A 14,912-nucleotide genomic window follows, 5' to 3' on the forward strand; every position below is an offset into this window, starting at 1 on the left:
CGGCGGTTCGCAGCGCTACTACCGCCATGAATCCGCGGAGATCGGCCTGCCCATGCGGTTTTCCGTCTATGTGCCTGCGCAGGCCGAGCACGGGCCGGTGCCGGTCCTGTTCTACCTGGCGGGCCTGACCTGCACGGAAGAGACGTTCATGATCAAGGCGGGCGCCCAGCGCGTGGCTGCCGAACTGGGGGTCATGCTGGTGGCGCCCGACACCAGCCCGCGCGGCGCCGGGGTGCCCGGCGAAGACGAAAGCTGGGATCTGGGCACGGGCGCCGGCTTCTACCTGGATGCCGCCACGCCCGTCTGGCGCGACCACTACCGTATGTACAGCTACGTCACTCAGGAGCTGCACGGCATCGTCACCGGCAGCGACCTGCCCGGCGACGCATCGCGCACTGGCATTTTCGGCCACTCAATGGGCGGCCACGGCGCCCTGGTGCTGGCGCTGCGCAATCCCGGCAAGTTCCGTTCAGTGTCCGCCTTCGCGCCTATCGCGGCGCCCAGCCAATGCCCCTGGGGCAAGAAGGCGTTCGGCGCCTATCTGGGCGACGACACTTCGGACTGGGCCGCCTGGGACGCGTCGGCGCTGATGCGCGGCCTGAAGCGGCCGTTCCCTGGCGGCATCCTTATTGATCAGGGCGATGCCGACCAGTTCCTGGCCGAGCAGTTGTATCCCGAGGTATTCGAGGCCGCCTGCGCCGCCGCGGATCAGCCGCTGGTGCTGCGTCGCCAGCCGGGTTACGACCATGGCTACTACTTCATCTCGACGTTCGTCGAGGATCACATCCGGTTTCACGTCGAACGGCTTGGAAAACCGGCGGCCTGAGGGCGCGCTTCTATACTGGGGTGCCTGCCGGAGCGGGCTGGCGGCGTCCTGCGCGCCCCGCGCTGCAAGCCGCGGCGGTTTGAAAAGGAACGCCTGATTTGATCAACGGAATTGCTCCCTTCGCCTGGATTTTGCTGGGCGCCGTCATCGTATTGCTGCCGGGAATCGTCATGCTGCTAGGCCGTGGCGGTCCGCGCGACGAGCGGGGCCGCCGCATGTTCCAGTTCCGGCCGGTGCGCCGCCTGTGCGGATTGCTGATGGTGTGCCTGGGATGCGTATCGGGGTTGCTGGCGCTTTCGCTGGTGCAGTTCGTGCGCCTTACCTCCGACGAGCCCGTCGCCCGCATCGACATCCGCCAGCAGGCCGATGGGCAGTTCCAGGTGAATGCCGCCGCGCCCGGCATCGCACCCAAGCAGTATGTGCTGTACGGCGACCAATGGCAGATCGACGCCCGGGTCGTCCGCTGGAGGCTGCCGGCGCTGATCGCCGGCGTGCCGCCGCTATACCGCCTGGAGCGCCTGTCCGGCCGCTACAGCGACGCGACGCGGGAAGCCTCGGCCACGCGTTCCGTGCATGCCCTGGATGACTGGCCCGCACCGGATCTCGCTTCGCTGAAGAAGAGTTTCCCGAATTGGTTCCCTTTCGTGGATGTCCAATTCGGCAGTGGCGCCTATATGCCGATGTTCGACGGCGCCAGGTACCAGGTCTATCTGGACCCCCGCGGCGCGCTCTTCATCCGTCCGGATGGGGAAGCCACCGCCGAAGGGCTGAAGCGCCTCGGCTGGTAAGCCGTTGGGATAGCCCCTCGGGTCGGCCAAAAAAGGCCGAATATAATTGGTGACGCATAGGTGGAAATGAAACTTTGATGCGCCGCAATAGTCGAATTAGCACTCCAACAACTAGAGTGCTAACATCGAATCCATGTTTTCTCTTCGCCATCCGGAGACCCCCGCTATGAAGCAACCCAGTACCTCGTTGACCGCTTCCGGCAACGCTCTGGCGTTGGCCATTGCCAATCCGGGCGCTCTCGGCACGATCGACGCTTATATTTCTGCGGTCAACCGCCTGCCGGTCCTGTCCGCGGAACGTGAAACGGAACTTGGCCGCCAACTGCGCGACCAGGAAGACCTGGGCGCTGCCCGCGAGCTGATTCTGTCGCACCTGCGACTGGTGGTGTCGGTGGCGCGCCAGTACCTGGGTTATGGCCTGCCCCACGCAGACCTCATCCAGGAAGGCAACGTCGGCCTGATGAAGGCGGTCAAGCGCTTTGACCCTGAGCGCGGCGTGCGCCTGGTGTCGTTCGCGGTTCACTGGATCAAGGCCGAAATCCACGAATACATCATCCGCAATTGGCGCCTGGTCAAAGTGGCCACCACCAAGGCCCAGCGCAAGCTGTTCTTCAATCTGCGCAGCATGCGCCCCGACGGCCAGACGCTGGATCCGGAACAGGTCGACCACATTGCCCGCGAACTGAACGTGCGCCACGAAGACGTGAGCGAAATGGAAGTTCGCATGTCCGGCCGCGACATGTCGCTGGAAAACCAGGACGACGACGACGACGGCTATGCGCCCATCGCCTACCTGTCCGACGAAGGCCGCCAGGAACCGACGCGCGTGCTGGAACGCGTCGCGCGCGATCGCCTGCAGAGCTCCGGCCTGACCGGCGCGCTCGATGCGCTGGACGCCCGTTCGCGCCGCATCGTTGAAGCCCGCTGGCTGCAGGATGACGGCGGCGCAACCTTGCACGAGCTGGCCCAGGAATTCGGCGTGTCGGCCGAGCGCATCCGCCAGATCGAAGCCGCCGCCCTCAAGAAAATGCGCGGCAACCTGGCGTCTTGATCTGCACACGCTCTGCTCGTACGAAAGGCCGCTGACTCCGCGGCCTTTTTCTTTGTGCGCCGCGATGCAGCGCTTGCCAATAAATTGATACAAAATCGCCGGCGAATTTTCCGGATTCACAGAAACTTAATAGGGATGGCGCCGCCTAACTTCATGTAGACCGCGAACTTCGGTTTGTAGTCTTGTCATCCGTCTCGGCTTCTCCTCTTTCCCCTCCCCTATGAGACGGATGCTTGCGGGGCACCATGCATATCGGTGCCCCGTTTTTTATGTCCGCACGGTTCGCGCGTCTTCACCTTCCCCTGGCGCGCATGGCCGGATCAAGCGGCCTGGGCGCTGTCCGGCGCCAGCGCGGTATGCCACAGCGCGTCCTGCACGCGGCGCACGCCGGTGGCCATGGAGCCGTCCTGATAAAGCTTGATCCAGCGGTAGCCGGGCGCCATGTTGTCCACGACATGCTTGCCGTCCCGGATGCTGAACTGGAAGCAGGTCGACGGCGTGGCCAGCATGCGCAGGTTGTGGCGGCGCCGGTCGAATTCATGATGCACATGTCCCCACAGCAGCACGCGCACCTGCGGCCAGCGCGCCAGCAGCTTGAATAGCGCCTGCGGGTTGTCGATCATCATCGAGTCATGCCAGTGGCTGTCGATCTGCATCGGATTGTGGTGCATCGCCACCAGCGTGTGACGCTCCGGCGCCTGCGCCAGCGCGGCTTCCAGCATGTCGAGCTGGCTGTTGGGCAGATGGCCGGCGTTCGAGCCGGGCACGGTCGTGTCCAGCGTGACGACCCGCCAAGCACCCACGTCGGTCACCGGCGTCGACCATTCGGGCAGTTCCTGGCGCAGCACCGCCGGCTGGTCGTGATTGCCGGGCAGGCAGCGGATGATCGCGCGCTCTAGCGCGCCCGATGCGGACAGAATGTCCGCAAAGCGCCGGTAGCCGGCGGCTTCACCGTCCTGGGACAGGTCGCCGGTGGCCAGCAGCACGTCGGGATGCTTGCCGTCGGCTTCTACCTGGCGCAGAACCGCGCGCAGGCTCGCGTCCGTATTGACGCCCAGCATCGAGGTGTCGGGCTCGCCGAACAGATGGCTGTCGGTCAATTGGACGAGCATGGCAGGCGCATCATTACGCCGGGACAAAGAATGGATGCGTGCCACGTGCCGCTCCTGCAAAGTTAGCGTGATGCCACATTACCCAAAAAACATGGCGCGGCGCGTATCGCAAGCGTCTGTTGGGGTAACGAAACGTGCATTCTCCCTGAATCCTTGCCGGCCACCGCCGCGGCCAGCGGAAAAAAGCCGCTATTCTTGTGGAACTCTCCACTCGTTATAAGCTCGGGACGCGGCGCTACCCATGGATGTTGGTTTTCTCGTATTTGGTCTTGCGGGCCTGCTCACGCTAGTCTGCTTCATGCCGCCCCTGGCCGGCCGCCTCAAGCTGCCGTACTCGGTGCTGCTGGCTATCGTCGGCTGTCTGCTGGGCATCATCATCCACGTGCATGGCTGGGCGCCTGCCTGGATCGGCGACTTCCTCGATTCCCTGGAACGCTTCGAGATCTCCTCGGAAACCTTCCTGATGGTGTTTCTGCCGGTCCTGCTGTTCGAGACCGCGCTGTCCATGAACGTCCGGCGGCTGATGGACGACATCGGCCCCATCCTCATGATGGCCATTGTGGCCGTGGTCGTGTGCACGGTGGTGGTCGGGGTGACGCTGGACGCGGTGTCGTCCTACGGCCTGGTGGTATGCCTGTTGCTGGGCGCCATCGTGGCGACAACCGATCCGGTGGCGGTGGTCGGCATCTTCCGGGAGGTCGGCGCACCCAAGCGGCTGACGACTCTGGTCGAGGGCGAAAGCCTCTTCAACGATGCGGCGTCCATCGCGCTGTACTCCGTGCTGCTGGCCGTGCTGGGCGGCCACGGGGAGCTGACGGTCGGCGGAATCTTCAATGACTTCATCGTCCACTTCATCGGCGGCGGCATCGCCGGCTTTGCCATGGGGCGGCTGGCCTGCTTCCTGTTTGCGTGGCTGCGCGGCTTTCCCACGGCCGAGATCACGCTGACCTTGACCCTGGCCTATCTTTCCTTCTTCATTTCCGAGCACTACCTGAACGTGTCGGGCGTGGTGGCCACCGTAATCGCGGGCCTGGTGGTCGGCTCCACCGGCCGCACGCGCATGTCGCCCACCACCTTCGAATACCTATCGAGCGCATGGGGGCAGTTCGGCTTCTGGGCGAATTCGCTGATCTTCCTGTTCGCGGCCATGCTGATTCCCAAGCTGATGGCCGCCGCCGACTGGCAGGAACTGGTGCTGGTGGGCGTGGTGTTCGTGGTGACCCTGGTCGCGCGCGCCATCGTGGTCTTTGGCCTGCTGCCGCTGCTGGGCCTGACCCGGCTGGGCGCCAAAGTCAGTAATCCCTACAAGCTGGTAATGTTGTGGGGCGGATTGCGCGGGGCCGTGTCGCTGGCGTTGGCGCTGGCGGTCACCGAACAGACCGGCGTGCCTGAAGAGGCGCGCCAGTTCATCGCCGTCGCGACGACGGGCTTCGTGCTGATGACGCTGTTCGTCAACGGCATCAGCCTGCGGCCGCTGATCCGGGTGCTGGGCCTGAACCAGCTGTCGCCGGTCGAGCGCACCATTCGCAACCAGGTGCTGGCCGTGGCGCTGGAAGACCTGCAGGGCAAGACGGACGAAGTGGCCAAGGCCGAGCACATCGGCAACGAAGTCCGCGACCGCATCCGCGCCGTGTTCGACGCCAGTCTGGCCAGCGTGCACGACGGCCAGGTGGGCCAGATGAGCGACGAGCAACGCGTGGCGGTCGGCCTGACCATCGTGGCGCAGCGCGAAGAGGAAATGTTCTTCAGTATCCTGAAGGCGCAGATCGTGGACTGGCGCATGGCCGAGGCGCTGCTTGCGCGGGCGGAACGGCTGGAAGACGCCATCCGCCTGGGGGGCGTGCCGGGTTTCGAGCGCGCCATCGTGGCGGATGTGCGCTATTCCACTGGTTTCCGGCTGGCCCTGCGGCTGCACTACGTGTTCGGATTCCAGAGCTGGCTGGCGCGCGAGCTTGGTCAGCGGTTCGCCAACCTGATGAGCAAGCGGTCGGTCGCGCAACGCCTGATCGCCTTTGCCCGCGAACAGATCACGCCGCTGCTGGGCGAGGAAGCCACGCAACGCATTGTGTCCCTGCACCAGCGCCGCCTCGACCTCATCGAAAATGCCTTGCAGGCCCTGAACCTGCAGTATCCGTCGTACGCGCAATGGCTGCAGGAAAGCTACCTGGGCCGCGTCGCCCGCGAGATCGAGCGCATCCGCTACCGCGACATGCTTGAGCAGTTTTTGATCAGCGGCGAAGTCTACGCGGACCTGATGGAGCAACTGAAGAGCCGCTGGTCGCATATCGACCGGCATCCGCCGCTGGACATCGAAATGAGCGCGGCCGAACTGATCAAGCGCGTGCCGCTGTTCGAAGGCCTGTCGCCCGACTCCCTGCGCGCCATCAGCAAGCTGCTCAAGCCGCGCCTGGCCCTGCCCGACCAGCGGGTCCTGACCCAGGGCCGCCATGGCGAGGAAATGTGCTTCGTGGCGTCGGGCGCAGTCGCGGCGCATCTGCCCGACAACACCATGATCGAACTAGGTAGCGGGGAATTCTTCGGTGAACTCGGCCTGCTGGGCGAACAGCAGCTCACGCCGGATGTCACGTCGCTGGGCTACAGCAAGCTGCTGATGCTGTCGTCGCGCGACTTCCACGCCTTGCTTGCGCGCGACGAGAACCTGCGCGATCGCATCCAGGTCGTGGCCAAGCAGCGGCTGCGGGCGATCGAAGTCTGGAAGCAGTTTTCTCAGGCGTCCAACGCCGCGCCCGTTCCGGCTCCCGCGCCGCCCGCCGGGCCCAGCCCGGCGCAGGCGGCCGAAGCCGCCGAGGCCGCGGGCGCCAGTGAGGGCTCAGGCGAGGTGGACAGGCTTGCTGTCCGCGAGTTGCGCTCGGACCAGGCCGGCGGGGACGACGCTGCCGGGGGCGCCGTGCTCGGAGCGCCGGAGACCGCGCCCCGCTGAAATTCAGATCTCGCCGGCGGCCCGCCGGCGCATGATGTCCTCGATGAGGACCAGCGCGGCTTCGAGCGTGAATTCGCCTTCGATGATCCGGTGCACCGCCGTGTCGACGTCGATGGTGGCGATTTCCATGACTTCGCCGTCGCGGTTTGCGGGACGGGCGTCGGGCGCCAGGACGCAGGTGCTGGTCAGCACGTCTTCCACCTGGTAGCCCTCGGGCAGGCGGCGATGGATGCGCAGGATCGTGCGCAGCGGCGAACGGCGTGCCAGGTCGGGTTCGTCCAGCCCGGCTTCTTCGCCGCATTCGCGCACCAGCGCCAGTTCCAGGTCTTCGCCGCTGCCGGCAAGCCCGCCCACCAGCGTGTCCCACATACCGGGATCGGTGGACTTGCTGAGCGAGCGCCGCGCTACCCACAGCCGGCCGTCCGGTGTCCAGGCATTCAGATGCACGGCCTTGGTCAGGAGACCCAGGGGCCGCACGGCCGCGCGCTCGATCACGCCCAGCGCGCGGTCGCCGTCCATCACGTCCAGCAATTCATCGCGCCAGCCGCGCAGGCAGTTGGCCTGGCGCAACAGTTCCGCGGCCTGTTCCAGGACCAAATCCAGCGCTTTGCCGGGCTCCATGCCCTCGCCGATGCGCAGCGCCGTGTCGTCCACGTCGATGTGCGGCGCGCCGCGCAGCGCATCGCAAGCGGCGTGCGTGACCCAGCCGCAGCGGCGCCCCGCTATATATAGAGCGCGTGCGCCTTCAGGGGCGGGCTCCTGCGCGCGGGCGCACAGGGCGGCATACAGATCGGACAACTGCTTGGACATCGTGGCGGCATGGTGGTGAGGTTGCCGACGATTTTATGCCAGCCGATTCAGGGCGCGCGGTCAAGGGGCGCGCGCAGATGGGGGCGGGTCCGATGAATTCAAGGGCGCTAACTTACATCTGTTTGCGCGTCCGCTATAATCCGCCAGTTTCTTTGTGATTTCGAGAGGGAACGACAGGGCCGCTCTATCTCCCTGCATCGCCCTGCCATCTAATAATTGCGTGTTGCCCGATTCACGGTGACTTCCGCCACCAGCAAATGGGCCTTCGCGCCGTATTTCGAGGTAAGCATGAAGAAGTGGAGAGGGATACTGGGGGCTTGTGCGATGCTGATTGGCAGCGTGGCCGGCGCTCAGGTGCAAAACATGCCCGGCGGTCCGAAGGTCAATCAGCTGAACCTGCATGAAGGCGTCACCGCGATTTCGCGCGACATCATGTGGCTGCATTGGTTACTGCTCACGATCTGTATCGTGATTTTCATCGGCGTCTTCGGAGTGATGTTCTACTCCATCTGGGCGCACCGGAAGTCCCGCGGCCACAAAGCGGCAACCTTCCACGAACACCTGGGCGTCGAAGTCGCCTGGACCGTCATCCCCTTCATCATCGTCATCGCCATGGCGCTGCCGGCCACCAAGACGGTCGTCGCCATGAAAGACACTTCCAGTGCGGACCTGACCATCAAGGTCACCGGCTACCAATGGAAATGGGGCTACGAGTACCTGGACGGTTCGGCCGCCGGCATCAAGTTCCTTTCCACGCTGTCGACCCCCCGCGCCCAGATCGAGAACCGCGAGCCCAAGGGCCAGTTCTATCTGATGGAAGTGGATAACCACATGGTCGTCCCCGTCAACAAGAAGGTCCGCGTCGTCCTCACCGCGTCCGACGTCATCCACTCGTGGATGATTCCGGACTTCGGCGTGAAGCAGGACGCCATCCCCGGCTTCCTGCGCGACGCCTGGTTCAACGCGGAAAAGCCTGGCATCTATCGCGGCCAGTGCGCGGAACTCTGTGGCAAGGACCACGCTTTCATGCCCATCGTCGTAGAAGTCCTGGCGCAAGCCGACTACGATAAGTGGGTTGAAGACCAAAAGAAGAAGATGGCGGCAAACGTCGACGATCCCAATAAAGAGTGGACGGAAGCCGAACTGGTTGCCCGCGGCGAAAAGGTTTTCGCGGCGAATTGCGTGGCCTGTCACCAGGCCAACGGCAAGGGCATTCCCGGTTCCTTCCCGCCGCTCGACGGAGACAAGGTTGTTCTGGGCCCCAAGGGCGAGCAGATCAACACCGTGCTGAAGGGCAAGCCCGGCACCGCCATGGCGGCGTTCGGCGGGCAGCTCAACGATGTCGAGATCGCAGCGGTCATCAGCTATACGCGCCATGCCTGGAGCAATGCCGGCAAGGGGCAGGACCCGACGGTTCCACCGAAGGACGTCGCGGCCGCGCGCTGATTGCGCGCGCGCCCAGTTCCTTCACCGTAGAACCGGTTCCGTTTAGTTAGAGATACCCTGCCCGCCCCGTGGAACGGGGCTGGCACTCAGCAGGAAGGAGTCCATCATGAGCAGCGTCACTGTAGACCACGTGTCGCCGGGCCACGGCCACGGTCACGATGACCACCACCACGGTGCCCCCACTGGCTGGCGCCGGTGGCTTTTTGCAACGAACCACAAAGACATCGGGACGATGTATCTCATCTTCTCGTTCGTCATGCTTCTTGAGGGCGGCACGCTGGCCCTGCTGCTGCGCACCGAGCTCTTCGAGCCGGGCCTGCAGTTCTTCCGCCCCGAACTCTTCAACCAGTTCACCACGATGCACGGCCTGATCATGGTGTTCGGCGCCATCATGCCGGCCTTCGTGGGCTTCGCGAACTGGATGATCCCGATGCAGATCGGCGCGTCCGACATGGCGTTCGCCCGCATGAACAACTTCAGCTTCTGGCTGCTGCCGGTGGCCGCGATCATGCTGACGGTGTCGTTCTTCGTGCCGGGCGGCGCCACTGCCGCGGGCTGGACCCTGTATGCGCCGCTGTCGCTGCAGATGGGTCCCGGCATGGACCTGGCGATCTTCGCCGTCCACATCATGGGCGCCTCGTCCATCATGGGCGCGATCAACATCATCGTCACCATCCTGAACATGCGCGCGCCCGGCCTGACGCTGATGAAGATGCCGCTGTTCTGCTGGACCTGGCTGATCACCGCGTTCCTGCTGCTGGCCGTGATGCCGGTGCTGGCCGCCGCCATCACCATGGTGCTGACCGACCGCCACTTCGGCACGGGCTTCTTCAATGCCGCCGCCGGCGGCGACCCGGTCCTGTACCAGCACGTGTTCTGGTTCTTCGGGCACCCCGAGGTCTACATCATGATCTTGCCGGCGTTCGGCATCGTGTCGGCGATCGTGCCCGCGTTCGCCCGCAAGAAGCTGTTCGGCTACGCCTCGATGGTGTACGCGACCGCCTCCATCGCCGTCCTGTCGTTTATCGTGTGGGCCCACCATATGTTCACGACGGGCATGCCGGTGACGGGCCAGCTCTACTTCATGTACGCCACGATGCTCATTTCCATCCCCACCGGGGTGAAGGTGTTCAACTGGGTCGCCACGATGTGGCGCGGGTCCATGACGTTTGAAACCCCGATGCTGTTTTCCATCGGCTTCATCTTCGTGTTCACGATGGGCGGCTTCACCGGCCTGATCCTGTCGGTGGCCCCCATCGACATCCAGGTCCACGACACCTATTACGTGGTGGCGCACTTCCACTATGTGCTGGTGGCCGGTTCCCTGTTCGCGCTGTTCGCCGGCGCGTACTACTGGGTGCCCAAGTGGACCGGCCGCATGTACAGCGAAAAGCTGGGCAAGCTGCACTTCTGGTCCACGCTGATCTCCTTCAACGTGACCTTCTTCCCGATGCACTTCCTGGGCCTGGCGGGCATGCCGCGCCGCTACGCCGACTACGCCGCGCAGTTCACGACGTTCCACCAGCTCGCCACCATCGGCGCCTTCTGGTTCGGCCTGTCGCAGCTGATTTTCCTGTGGGCGATCGTGCGCTGCTACATGGGCAAGGGCGAACCCGCTGCGGCCAAGCCGTGGGAAGGCGCCGAAGGCCTGGAATGGACGGTGCCGTCGCCCGCGCCGTTCCATACCTTTGAAACGCCGCCCGAAGTGAAGTGAACCCGATTTTCATGTTCCAGGTAGCACAGCAATGACACCCGAGCAGCGCCGCCGCAACAAGATCGCAGGAGTGGTCCTTCTGGTTTTCGTGATCGCCGTGTTTGCCTGGACCGTGATCCGCGGTTCAGCCCTGCTGACCGGCAAGGCGATGGGCTAGGCCGCTGCCATGAGCGACGATCTGCGCGAAACCGCTCAGCGCAAGCTGAGTTTCCTTCAGACCATGAAGGCGGTGGCGTGGGGATTCTTCGGCGTGCGCAAGGGCGCGGGCTACCGTGAGGACACCGCCAGGCTCAATCCCGTCCACGTCATCGTGGCCGGGCTTCTGGCGGCGGCAATTTTCGTGACAGTGCTAGTACTAATTGTGCGTTGGGCCGTTTCCAGCCTGACTTGAATCACGTAAATCTAAATCTGTACCAGGGAGAAAGCCATGAGTGCAAGTCACTCGGTTCAAGGTAAAGAGGCACCGTACTACTTTGTCCCCGCCGACTCGGGCCATCCCGTGCGCACGGCCGTGGCGCTGTTGTTCATGGGCCTGGGCGCCGCCGCCTGGGTCAATGGCGTCAGCTGGGGCAAATGGGCCGTGCTGGCGGGATTCATCGGCGTGATCGTCGTGCTGTATTACTGGTTCGGCGACGCCATCCATGAATCGGAAACCGGCCTGAACAGCAAGCGCATCGACGATTCCTACCGTTGGAGCATGAGCTGGTTCATCTTCTCCGAAGTCATGTTCTTTGCCGCCTTCTTCGGGGCGCTCTGGTACACGCGCACCATCACGACGCCGTGGCTGGGCGACATCGACCACCGGCTGATGCTGTGGCCCGACTTCCAGGCGACGTGGCCCAACTTCGGTCCGGCCGGCGTGGTCGAAACCTTCCAGACGGTGGGCCCCTTCTGGCTGCCCACCATCAACACCGCACTGCTGCTCAGTTCCGGCGTCACGCTGACCATCGCCCACCACGCGCTGCGTGAGAACCATCGCACCAAGACGATGTTCTGGCTGGCCGCCACCGTCATCCTGGGCTTTATCTTCGTGGGCTGTCAGGCCTTCGAGTACATCCATGCCTACCGCGACCTGAACCTCAAGTTCAACTCGGGCGCCTACGGTTCGCTGTTCTACATGCTGACCGGCTTCCACGGGTTCCACGTGATCCTGGGCGCCACCATGCTGACCATCATCCTGATCCGTCTGATGCGCGGCCACTTCACGGCCGACCACCATTTCGGCTTCGAGGGCGCGGCCTGGTACTGGCACTTCGTGGACGTGGTGTGGCTGGGCCTGTACCTTTTCGTATACTGGTTCTGACGCCGGCCGGCGAAATCCGGGGCGCCATAGCGGCACGGGAAAGCGCGGGGAGCGCCGGGCAAGCCGGCATCCGCCGCGCTTTTAAACTATTGGAAGGGGCGCGCCGCCGCCCCGCGGGCGAAATCCCGGGGAACCGGGAGCCGCGCGGCCTATCTAAAGCCGGTGCTCTCGATCCAGCCCATGTGATGGGCAAACAGCACAAACAGGAACAGGGCGACCGACAGCCCGATGCGCACAGTCAGCGCGTTGACGGTGCGGTTGGTGGTACCTTTGTCCCGCATCAGGTAGACCAGGGCGGATGCCAGACTGGCCAGTATCCCGACGAAGGCCAGAACGACGAAAACGCGCATAGTGGTCTCCCGACAAATCCGAATTAGCAACGACAGATGGCCCGACCGCATTCCACCCGCTACACGGTAGCCGCATTACTTCTGCTTGGCCTGGCCGTGACGATCCTGGTGTCGCTGGGGCAATGGCAACTGCGCCGCAGCGACGAGCGACGCGCCATTCTGGACGCGATCGAAGCGGGCCGCAAGCAAGCGCCGCTGGCGCTGACGCCGGCCACTCCGCCCGCCGAAATGACCGCCTGGCGCGCGGCCCAGGCCAGCGGCGCGTGGCTGCCTGAATTCAGTGTACTGCTCGACAATCGCAATCACGACGGCAAGCCGGGCTACTGGCTGGCCACGCCGCTGTTGCTGGACGCGTCCAGCCGGCGCGCGGTGCTGGTGCTGCGCGGCTGGCTGCCGCGGGTGATCCAGGGCCAGGGTGAACCCCGCCTGCCGCCCACGCCCGAGGGCATGCAGACCGTGGAGGGCGAACTGTCGGTGCGTGTGCCCCGCCTGTTTGAACTGTGGTCGTTGGGCGGAGCGGAAGCGTCCACCCTGCCGGCTTCGCTGCCGGTGGCGGGCGGGACCGTGCCGCAGGTACAGAACCTGCCGCTGGATGCCTATGCCAAGGCGACCGGACTTGCCCTGCTGCCGACGGTCCTGAGCCAGCGCGGCGATACGGCCGGCGATGGCCTGGTGCGCGACTGGCCGCAGCCTTCCGTGGATTTTCAGCAGAACACATCGTATGCGGTGCAGTGGTTCGCTTTCGGCGCCATCGCCGCGATTGCATGGCTGGTGGTGCTGGGGGGCGCCATCCGGCGCATGCGCCAGCGCACGGACAACGCGGCTCAGGCCCGGATCCGCGCCCGCAGATGAACAACCCTACTCCAGGACACAACGTGGCTCGCGACCTTTCAACCAACAAGCCCGCAGGCAAGCGCTCCCTGATGCCCATGCTGCTGGTGTTCCTGTGTTCGCTGGCGCCCATCGTCGCGGCGTTCGTGGTCTACATGAATCCGCAGTGGTGGCCGGCCGACTCCAGCAACTACGGTACGCTGCTGAGTCCGCAGCGGCCGATGCCGCAGTCGGCCGAACTGCGCCTGACCACGCTGGACGGCAAGCCTTTCGACCTGCAAAGCCTGAAAGGCAAGTGGCTGCTGGTGGCCGCCGACGGCGCCGCGTGCCCCGAAAGCTGCGCGCGCAAGCTCTTCATCACCCGCAACAGCCACGCCAGCCAGGGCAAGAACGTAGAGCGCCTGGCGCGCGTGTGGTTCATCACGGACGACGCGGCCGTGCCGGACAAGGTGCTGGAAGCCTACAAGGGTACGGTCATGGTGCGCGTGGATCCGGACCAGCTGGCGCGCTACCTGCTGGCGCGCGATTCCGCGGCCGGCCAGCCCGGCCTGCAGGATCCGATCTGGGTGATTGATCCGCTGGGCAACCTGATGATGCAGTACCCGGCCGAGGCCGACGGCGTAAAGGTGCGCAAGGACATCAGCAAGCTGGTCTATAACTCGCGTATTGGTTGAATTTAGTTTTTCTGATTTTTGATATGGACCGCATCAAAGCGCGTTATCGCAAGCTCGTCTTCTTTACCTGGTTCCTGACGCTGGACCTGATCATGTTCGGCGCCTTCGTGCGCCTGACGGATTCGGGCCTGGGCTGTCCGGACTGGCCCGGCTGCTATGGCAGCGTCACGCCGCTTGGCGCGATGGGCGATATCCACGAGGCATCGCAGGCCATGCCCTTCGGCCCCGTGACGTTGTCCAAGGCCTGGATCGAAATGATCCACCGCTATGTCGGCGCCATTCTGGGCATGCTGATCATCGGCATCGTTTACATGGCCTGGCGCTACCGCCGCGAGCTGGGACGCTCGCCGGCCCTGGCCATCACGACCCTGGTGGCCGTGTGCGTGCAGGGCGCCTTCGGGGCCTGGACCGTAACGCACAAGCTCATGCCGGCCGTCGTGACCGCGCACCTGGTGTTCGGCCTGTCGGTGCTGGCGCTGATGACCTGGCTGTCCGCGCGCGAGCGTCCGCACCTGGCGGTGAGCGCCGCGGCCGCGCGCTGGCGGCCCTGGGTGGCGGGCGGGTTCGCCCTGCTGCTGGTCCAGGTGACGCTGGGCGGCTGGGTCAGCACCAACTACGCCGCACTGGCCTGCATGGATTTCCCCACGTGTCACGGGCAATGGATTCCGGACATGGATTTCCACGGCGGATACTCGGTCATCCGGGGGCTGGGCGAATTGCCCTCAGGCGAGATGATCTCGCAGCCCGCGCTGACGGCGATCCACTGGGTTCACCGCAATTTCGCCTTCGTGGTGTTCGTCTACCTGGGCATCCTGGCATGGCGGCTGCGCGCCGCCGAACCCGGCCTGCGCGGGCCCGCCACGCTGATGCTGGCGCTGCTGGCCGCGCAATTGTTCACGGGCCTGACCACGATCTTCTTCCAGTGGCCGCTGCTGATCGCGGTGCTGCACAATGGGGGCGCGGCTGGCCTGACGCTGGCCTCGGTGGTGCTGATGGTGCGTCTGGCCTCGGCCGGACGCGAGCCGGCGGGGCGGTACGGCCCCAATTTGGTGCGCGTTTAAAATAG

General features: G+C 64.8%; 15 protein-coding genes. 12 read left to right on the top strand and 3 right to left on the bottom strand.

Features of this window, described 5'->3' with window-relative positions; genetic code table 11:
* The 3 genes from fghA to rpoH all read left to right on the top strand — a co-directional run.
* On the top strand, nt 1-826 hold an 826-nt coding region (fghA, locus tag KYC_RS21585), incomplete at its 5' end, for an S-formylglutathione hydrolase (protein WP_008166435.1).
* A 98-nt stretch (nt 827-924) separates the two neighbouring features.
* Nucleotides 925-1,614, top strand: coding sequence for a hypothetical protein (locus KYC_RS21590; RefSeq protein WP_008166436.1), 690 nt, complete (start codon nt 925-927; stop codon nt 1,612-1,614).
* Nucleotides 1,615-1,780: 166 nt separating this feature from the next.
* A complete protein-coding gene (rpoH, locus tag KYC_RS21595; protein ID WP_008166438.1) occupies nt 1,781-2,665 on the top strand; it encodes an RNA polymerase sigma factor RpoH in 885 nt (294 codons plus the stop codon).
* A gap of 320 nt (nt 2,666-2,985) precedes the next feature.
* Here the strand turns inward: rpoH and cpdA are convergent, their stop codons facing one another.
* On the bottom strand, nt 2,986-3,822 hold the full coding sequence (cpdA, locus tag KYC_RS21600) for a 3',5'-cyclic-AMP phosphodiesterase (protein WP_043519061.1): 837 nt from the start codon (nt 3,820-3,822) through the stop codon (nt 2,986-2,988).
* Nucleotides 3,823-4,018: 196 nt separating this feature from the next.
* Between cpdA and KYC_RS21605 the strand changes: the two genes are divergently transcribed.
* On the top strand, nt 4,019-6,718 hold the full coding sequence (locus KYC_RS21605; RefSeq protein WP_050814924.1) for a cation:proton antiporter: 2,700 nt from the start codon (nt 4,019-4,021) through the stop codon (nt 6,716-6,718).
* A gap of 3 nt (nt 6,719-6,721) precedes the next feature.
* Here the strand turns inward: KYC_RS21605 and KYC_RS21610 are convergent, their stop codons facing one another.
* Nucleotides 6,722-7,528 carry an NUDIX hydrolase gene (locus tag KYC_RS21610; RefSeq protein WP_008166444.1) on the bottom strand — a complete coding sequence of 269 codons (807 nt, stop codon included), beginning with the start codon at nt 7,526-7,528 and terminating at the stop codon, nt 6,722-6,724.
* A 288-nt stretch (nt 7,529-7,816) separates the two neighbouring features.
* Between KYC_RS21610 and coxB the strand changes: the two genes are divergently transcribed.
* The 5 genes from coxB to KYC_RS21635 all read left to right on the top strand — a co-directional run bounded on the left by coxB (nt 7,817) and on the right by KYC_RS21635 (nt 11,991).
* Complete coding sequence (gene coxB / locus KYC_RS21615) at nt 7,817-8,974, top strand: cytochrome c oxidase subunit II (protein WP_043519062.1); 1,158 nt, start codon at nt 7,817-7,819, stop codon at nt 8,972-8,974.
* A 106-nt stretch (nt 8,975-9,080) separates the two neighbouring features.
* Nucleotides 9,081-10,688, top strand: a complete 1,608-nt coding sequence (gene ctaD, locus KYC_RS21620; RefSeq protein ID WP_008166447.1) for a cytochrome c oxidase subunit I — start codon at nt 9,081-9,083, stop codon at nt 10,686-10,688.
* A gap of 31 nt (nt 10,689-10,719) precedes the next feature.
* A complete protein-coding gene (locus tag KYC_RS29960) occupies nt 10,720-10,845 on the top strand; it encodes a cytochrome oxidase small assembly protein (RefSeq protein WP_008166448.1) in 126 nt (41 codons plus the stop codon).
* Nucleotides 10,846-10,854: 9 nt separating this feature from the next.
* Entirely contained in the window at nt 10,855-11,079 is a 225-nt protein-coding gene (locus tag KYC_RS21630; protein WP_008166449.1) for a DUF2970 domain-containing protein, read from the top strand.
* Nucleotides 11,080-11,115: 36 nt separating this feature from the next.
* Entirely contained in the window at nt 11,116-11,991 is an 876-nt protein-coding gene (locus KYC_RS21635) for a cytochrome c oxidase subunit 3 (RefSeq protein WP_008166450.1), read from the top strand.
* A 149-nt stretch (nt 11,992-12,140) separates the two neighbouring features.
* On the opposite strand, the gene KYC_RS21640 is transcribed toward KYC_RS21635, so the two are convergent.
* The gene (locus KYC_RS21640) at nt 12,141-12,341 is read right to left on the bottom strand and encodes a twin transmembrane helix small protein (protein WP_008166451.1); all 201 of its coding nucleotides are present in this window, start codon (nt 12,339-12,341) and stop codon (nt 12,141-12,143) included.
* A gap of 36 nt (nt 12,342-12,377) precedes the next feature.
* Here KYC_RS21640 and KYC_RS21645 point away from each other — a divergent pair, with 36 nt between their 5' ends.
* The 3 genes from KYC_RS21645 to KYC_RS21655 all read left to right on the top strand — a co-directional run bounded on the left by KYC_RS21645 (nt 12,378) and on the right by KYC_RS21655 (nt 14,907).
* Nucleotides 12,378-13,193, top strand: coding sequence for an SURF1 family protein (locus KYC_RS21645; RefSeq protein ID WP_008166453.1), 816 nt, complete (start codon nt 12,378-12,380; stop codon nt 13,191-13,193).
* Between the two features lie 71 nt (nt 13,194-13,264).
* Nucleotides 13,265-13,846: an SCO family protein gene (locus KYC_RS21650; RefSeq protein ID WP_008166455.1), complete on the top strand. Its 582-nt coding sequence runs from the start codon at nt 13,265-13,267 to the stop codon at nt 13,844-13,846.
* 23 nt (nt 13,847-13,869) lie between these two features.
* Complete coding sequence (locus tag KYC_RS21655; RefSeq protein ID WP_008166457.1) at nt 13,870-14,907, top strand: COX15/CtaA family protein; 1,038 nt, start codon at nt 13,870-13,872, stop codon at nt 14,905-14,907.
* The last annotated feature ends 5 nt before the right edge of the window (nt 14,908-14,912 follow it).

The sequence above is a fragment of the Achromobacter arsenitoxydans SY8 genome, assembly GCF_000236785.1.
Lineage (GTDB): Bacteria > Pseudomonadota > Gammaproteobacteria > Burkholderiales > Burkholderiaceae_B > Achromobacter > Achromobacter arsenitoxydans.

What these genes read in the sequence shown, in the direction of transcription:
- KYC_RS21605 (WP_050814924.1), top strand. Translation starts at nt 4,019, where the DNA reads ATGGATGTTGGTTTTCTCGTATTTGGTCTTGCGGGCCTGCTCACGCTA.
- coxB (WP_043519062.1), top strand. Translation starts at nt 7,817, where the DNA reads ATGAAGAAGTGGAGAGGGATACTGGGGGCTTGTGCGATGCTGATTGGC.
- rpoH (WP_008166438.1), top strand. Translation starts at nt 1,781, where the DNA reads ATGAAGCAACCCAGTACCTCGTTGACCGCTTCCGGCAACGCTCTGGCG.
- KYC_RS21610 (WP_008166444.1), bottom strand. Translation starts at nt 7,528, where the DNA reads ATGTCCAAGCAGTTGTCCGATCTGTATGCCGCCCTGTGCGCCCGCGCG.
- KYC_RS21645 (WP_008166453.1), top strand. Translation starts at nt 12,378, where the DNA reads ATGGCCCGACCGCATTCCACCCGCTACACGGTAGCCGCATTACTTCTG.
- KYC_RS21630 (WP_008166449.1), top strand. Translation starts at nt 10,855, where the DNA reads ATGAGCGACGATCTGCGCGAAACCGCTCAGCGCAAGCTGAGTTTCCTT.
- KYC_RS21640 (WP_008166451.1), bottom strand. Translation starts at nt 12,341, where the DNA reads ATGCGCGTTTTCGTCGTTCTGGCCTTCGTCGGGATACTGGCCAGTCTG.
- KYC_RS21635 (WP_008166450.1), top strand. Translation starts at nt 11,116, where the DNA reads ATGAGTGCAAGTCACTCGGTTCAAGGTAAAGAGGCACCGTACTACTTT.
- KYC_RS21650 (WP_008166455.1), top strand. Translation starts at nt 13,265, where the DNA reads ATGCCCATGCTGCTGGTGTTCCTGTGTTCGCTGGCGCCCATCGTCGCG.
- KYC_RS29960 (WP_008166448.1), top strand. Translation starts at nt 10,720, where the DNA reads ATGACACCCGAGCAGCGCCGCCGCAACAAGATCGCAGGAGTGGTCCTT.
- ctaD (WP_008166447.1), top strand. Translation starts at nt 9,081, where the DNA reads ATGAGCAGCGTCACTGTAGACCACGTGTCGCCGGGCCACGGCCACGGT.
- KYC_RS21655 (WP_008166457.1), top strand. Translation starts at nt 13,870, where the DNA reads ATGGACCGCATCAAAGCGCGTTATCGCAAGCTCGTCTTCTTTACCTGG.